The sequence below is a fragment of the Streptomyces sp. MnatMP-M17 genome (assembly GCF_900091995.1).
Lineage (GTDB): Bacteria > Actinomycetota > Actinomycetes > Streptomycetales > Streptomycetaceae > Streptomyces.
On record NZ_FMDK01000795.1, the window covers coordinates 1 to 4,836 of the forward strand.

The 4,836-nt window shown below is 70.8% G+C and carries 5 protein-coding genes; 3 read left to right on the plus strand and 2 right to left on the minus strand.

The window, feature by feature from the left end:
• Positions 1 to 154 precede the first annotated feature (154 nt).
• Positions 155 to 466, plus strand: coding sequence for a hypothetical protein (locus GA0115259_RS30780; protein WP_093603078.1), 312 nt, complete (start codon positions 155 to 157; stop codon positions 464 to 466).
• A 24-nt stretch (positions 467 to 490) separates the two neighbouring features.
• On the opposite strand, the gene GA0115259_RS30785 is transcribed toward GA0115259_RS30780, so the two are convergent.
• On the minus strand, positions 491 to 1,006 hold the full coding sequence (locus GA0115259_RS30785; protein ID WP_093603086.1) for a GNAT family N-acetyltransferase: 516 nt from the start codon (positions 1,004 to 1,006) through the stop codon (positions 491 to 493).
• Positions 1,007 to 1,263: 257 nt separating this feature from the next.
• Here GA0115259_RS30785 and GA0115259_RS30790 point away from each other — a divergent pair, with 257 nt between their 5' ends.
• Complete coding sequence (locus GA0115259_RS30790) at positions 1,264 to 2,010, plus strand: DUF4118 domain-containing protein (RefSeq protein WP_093603080.1); 747 nt, start codon at positions 1,264 to 1,266, stop codon at positions 2,008 to 2,010.
• 330 nt (positions 2,011 to 2,340) lie between these two features.
• On the opposite strand, the gene GA0115259_RS30795 is transcribed toward GA0115259_RS30790, so the two are convergent.
• A complete protein-coding gene (locus GA0115259_RS30795) occupies positions 2,341 to 3,738 on the minus strand; it encodes a DUF2252 domain-containing protein (protein WP_093603082.1) in 1,398 nt (465 codons plus the stop codon).
• 209 nt (positions 3,739 to 3,947) lie between these two features.
• Here GA0115259_RS30795 and GA0115259_RS30800 point away from each other — a divergent pair.
• A partial coding sequence (locus tag GA0115259_RS30800; RefSeq protein WP_093603084.1) for a methyltransferase occupies positions 3,948 to 4,836 on the plus strand: 889 nt, incomplete at its 3' end.

The following is a 4,836-nucleotide window of genomic DNA, read 5'->3' on the forward strand; positions in this document are numbered from 1 at the left end:
CGTACACCGTGCGTCCGCAGCGGGCGGCGAAGGACCGCGAGGGCCTCCGGGGAGCGGCGGTTGTGCATGACGGCGACGGATGAGGTAGACACCTCTCCAGCGGGTCGATCGGCATTCGGGCCGCGCGGCCGCTCGACTCTCCGAACGGTTGTGCATGCCTTCTTCACCGTCCCGCCAGGAACCGCCGCGCGGACCGTCCGCCGCGTCCGCGCAGAACGCGCTTCCGCAGCACCACGGCATCTTCCTGGAGCCGCGCTACACCGTCGAACTGCCGCCCCTGCCCGAGGGCGAGGGAGACGACGAGGGCGGCGGCATGGACAGCGTCCCCGACCGGGCCGTGGACAGGATGTCGGGCAGGTCCTCGGACCGGTCCTCCGACCGATGGTCCTCGGACAGGTCCTCCTCCGACAGATACTCCTCCGGGTCCTCCGCACGTCGCCGTACGAACGCCCCGCGCCGCGGGTGAGCGCCGACCGGACGGGCCAGGTGATCACCCGGCCCGTCGGTCGTCGGCCCGGTCGAATTCGATGCGGTAGTACTTCAGCCGCTCGTCCTGCGAGACGAGCCGCATCCCGACCGCGGCCATGACGCGCTGGGACGCGGTGTTGTCATGGTCGGTGTCGCCCTGTACGGAGGTGATGCCGCGGGCGCGGGCGAAACGCAGCAGTGCCCGCACGGCCTCGGAGGCGTATCCCTTGCCGTGCGCCGACGGGATCAGCCCGTAGCCGATCGTGACACCGAGATCCTCGTCGGGTGCGCCGTGGAAGCCGAGGCCGCCGATCGCACGGCCGTCCTCGCGCAGACGGATCTCGTACGCGCCGAAGGGCTGAGGATCGCCCGTGATCGCACAGGTCGTCAGATAGCGCCTGGCGCCCACCATGTCACCGTCCGCGGGATAGCCGGGCGCCCACCGGTCACCGTCCTCGGGCTCGCCGGCCGCGACGCGCTCGGCCTCCACGACACTCAGCGGATGGAGCACGAGCCGCTCTGTCACAAGATCATCCATGACACGGAGACGTATCACGCGCGGTGTCCCCGCCACAGGTGCTTTACCGGACCGCATGGTCCCGTACGTCTGGAGGTCACCGTGCCGTCAAGGGCGCGTCAAGAGGTCCTCGGCCGACGGCAGAGGTACGTCAAGACCTGCGGCCCGCCGAGCGCGGCGGGCTCGCGCGGGTGGAGGCTGGAGAGGCTGGCGGGCCGTGCCACGGCGGTCCCATGGACGAGGCCAGGTCCTATGGGCGAGGCAGAGCGAGGTGGACCATGACATATCCGCTCCGTGACCGCGTCGCCCTGGTCGCGGCACTCGCGGCGCCTCTGCTGGTCGCGCTGCTGCTGGCGCCTTTCCGTACGAATCTGGCGGGCACCAATCTGGCGCTGATCCTGGTCGTGGTGATCGTGGCGGTGTCGGCCCTGGGCAACCGTGTCGCCGGAGCGCTCGCCGCGCTCTCCTCGGCGGTGTGGTTCGACTTCTTCCTCGCCCGGCCCTTCGAGCGTTTCACCATCACCGACTCCAACGACATCACGACGGCCGTCCTGCTGGTGGCCGTGGGACTGGCCGTATCGCAACTGGCCGTCCGGGCACGCCGGCTGCGTGTGCTGACCGTGGTGGACTCCGGCCTGCTCGCCCGGATCCACGACACCGCCGCGCTCGCCCGCTCCACCGGCTCTCCCGACGCCGTGGTGGACCAGGTCAGCCGCCATCTCGTGGAGATCCTCCGGCTGCGTGGCTGCCGCTTCGAGTACGGCACCCTGCTCGGCCATCCGGCCCGGCTGCTCCAGGACGGCACGGTCGCCGTGGACGGCCGGTCCTGGGACCTGGAACGGCTCGGCTGGCCGGGCGGTGAGACCGAGATCAGAGTCTCCGGCCACGGCCGCTATCTGGGCCGCTTCATGCTCCGCCCGAGCCCCGGCCTCATCCCCACCCGTCAGGTGCGCCAGGTCGCGGTGACACTGGCCGAGGACGCGGGCGCCGCACTCGACACCGTGGGCCCGGTCCTGGACCGATGAGCTACGTTGGTCCCCGCCGCGGCGTGCGTGAAGATCAGGGGGAGAGCCATGGCGGAGGATCAGGACGGTGTGGTGCTCCACCGGCGGCCCGGCGCAGGTCCGGCCGTGCGGACGCGGGTTGGGCTTCTCGGCCGTGTGATGGCGGGCCTCATCGCCGCCGTCGTGGTGAGCGGCTGTGCCGGTGCCGCGGACACCGCGGTGGAGGGCTCCCGGGCGCGGGCGAGCGAGAGCGGTCCGAGCGACGTACGGCATGACCGGAAGCCCATCCGGGACCGGTTTCCGGAGTTCGGTCGATGCCGCCGTGACCCGGGGCGACTACGACGGAACGTTCTATCTGAGCGCCGAGCGCGGTGTGGTTCTGTTCGACGCCGTCAACCCGGTACGCCGCTCCTCGTAACGGTGCCCGGCCGGGATACGGCCCGCCACGACCGCCGAGGCGAGCGTCGCGTGATCGGCCGCGTTCCGGTCCGCGTAACGCAGCGAGAAATCGGCCATGGCGCGGTCGAAGATGTCGGAGGTGCCGAGATAGTGGGCGATGGCGATCCGGTCGCCCGAGCGCGCGTGCGTACGCGCCAGAGCCCGGCCGCACAGCCACGCCTGGTCGTGCAGCAGCGACGGTGACAGATCGTCGATCGTGATGGACGCCTTGGTGTCACGCAACTGGCGCCAGTAGAAGTGACGGCCCTCGGGCCCGGTGACCCAGCCGAGGAAGAGATCGCTTCCCGTCTGGAGCAGCCGCTGTCCCGCGACGATCCGGTGGCCCTGATGGGCGTAGCCGCTCGGCTGGAGATGAGGCTCCAGTACGGACCGCTCGGCCTCCTTGATCTGGAGGATCAGCTGATCGTCGGTGTCACGTCCCGCCAGCAGCACGATATGGCAGCGCAGACCGACACCGGCGACGCCCACCACCTTCCGGGCCGCGTCCACGAAGCGGTACCGGTCGAGCAGCGTCCGCCGTTCCTCCGGGAGCGTGGACCGGTAGCCGATGAAGATACGCCGCAGCATGGCCATGTCGAGCCGCCCGACCGGTTCGAGCAGCGGTGGGTCGGGAGCGATCCTGCGCCGGCCGTCCGGCATGTCGGTCAGCTCCTCCAGCGCCCGCAGGGTGGTGCGCGGCCGGGCGGGCGACGGGTCGGGCCCGAGGTGTTTGCGCCGGCCCGAGCGTACGAGCGGCAGTATGTCGGCGGCGTCGATCTGCTCGTACCAGACGTCCATTTCACCGAGACCGGCCAGCCGGTGCATCGAGGTGCGGTACGCCTCGGCCGCCGCGTGGACGGCCCTGCGGGCCTCGATGTCGGACTGCCCGTTGTCACGGGAGGCCACCGCGATGCTCACCGCGAGCCGTTTCACATCCCATTCGAACGGTCCTGGATGGGTCTCGTCGAAGTCGTCGACATCGAAGAGCAGGGCGCGGTCGGACGAGGCGAAGGCGCCGAAGTTCAGCAGCTGGGCGTCCCCGCAGAGCTGCACGGTCAGCCCTGAGCGCGGCTGGGTGGCCAGATCGGCGGCCATCACGGCGGCGGCGCCACGCAGAAAGGCGTACGGGGAGGCGGCCATCCGCTCGTATCGCAGAGGCAGCAGTTCCGGCACGCGGGTGGTGGTCTGCCGGGCCAGTGAGGTGAGCGGATCGAGCCGGTCGGCCGCCGGTATCCACAGTCCGTGCGAGGAGCGCGACGCCTCTTTGCGCGCGGCCCTGCCGCGTGCCGCCCGGTCGGCGGGGGTGAACATGAAAGGCCCCTCTCGCTCCGGTGGTGGGTGCCGCGGCACGGTTGCTGAGCACGAGCATTCCGTCCCTGCGGGCGGGCGGCCCGGCGGGAAGGGCATTCGGGTGGTCCTGACAGCGAGCATGACAAGCGCCCTTACCGGCGAGAACACCGCGTGTTCACATGATCCTTGTGTCGTGGCCGCCCTGGTGAGGCGGCTAGCCTGAGAACACGATGAACCGTTTGACGACACCCTGGGGCGAGTTCGGCCTCACCCGATTTCCCGAGCTGCCGCGCGACACGCTACGCGCGTGGGACACCGCCGACGAGTATCTGCTGCGGCATCTCGCGGGGGCCGACAGCGACACCGGGCCGACGGATCTCTCGGGCACCGTGGTCGTCCTCGGGGACCGCTGGGGCGCTCTGACCACCGCGCTCGCCGTCCGCCGACTCGACCAGCTCCGCGTGGAGCCGCTCGTACAGATCACCGACTCGTATCTCACCCAGCGGGCGACCCGTGCCAATCTGCGGCGCGGCGGCGCCGACACGGAGGCGGTACGGCTGCGGTCCGTCAGGGACACTCCGCCGGACCGGATCGATGTGCTGCTGATTCGGGTCCCCAAGAGCCTGGCGCTGCTGGAGGACCAACTGCACCGGCTCGCACCGGCCGTACACCCGGGGACCGTTGTCATCGGCACGGGACGGGTCACCGAGATCCACACCTCCACGCTGAGGCTCTTCGAGCAGATCCTCGGACCGGTCAGGACCTCGCTCGCGGTGCGCAAGGCACGGCTGATCTTCTGCGAACCGGCGGCGGGCCGGACCAGGACCACCAGCCCATGGCCGCACAGCTACGCGCTGCCCGACGGGCTCGGCGCCGTGTCGGGCCGTACCGTCGTCAATCACGCGGGGATCTTCTGCGCGGAACGGCTCGACATCGGCACACGCTTCCTGCTGCGCCATCTCCCGCGCCGCCATGGTCCCGAGCATGTGGTCGACCTCGGCTGCGGCAACGGTGTGATCGGCACCGCGGCGGCGCTGGAGAATCCGGCGGCCCGGGTGACCTTCGTCGACGAGTCGTTCTCGGCGGTGGCCTCGGCCGAGGCCACCTTCCGTAAGAACG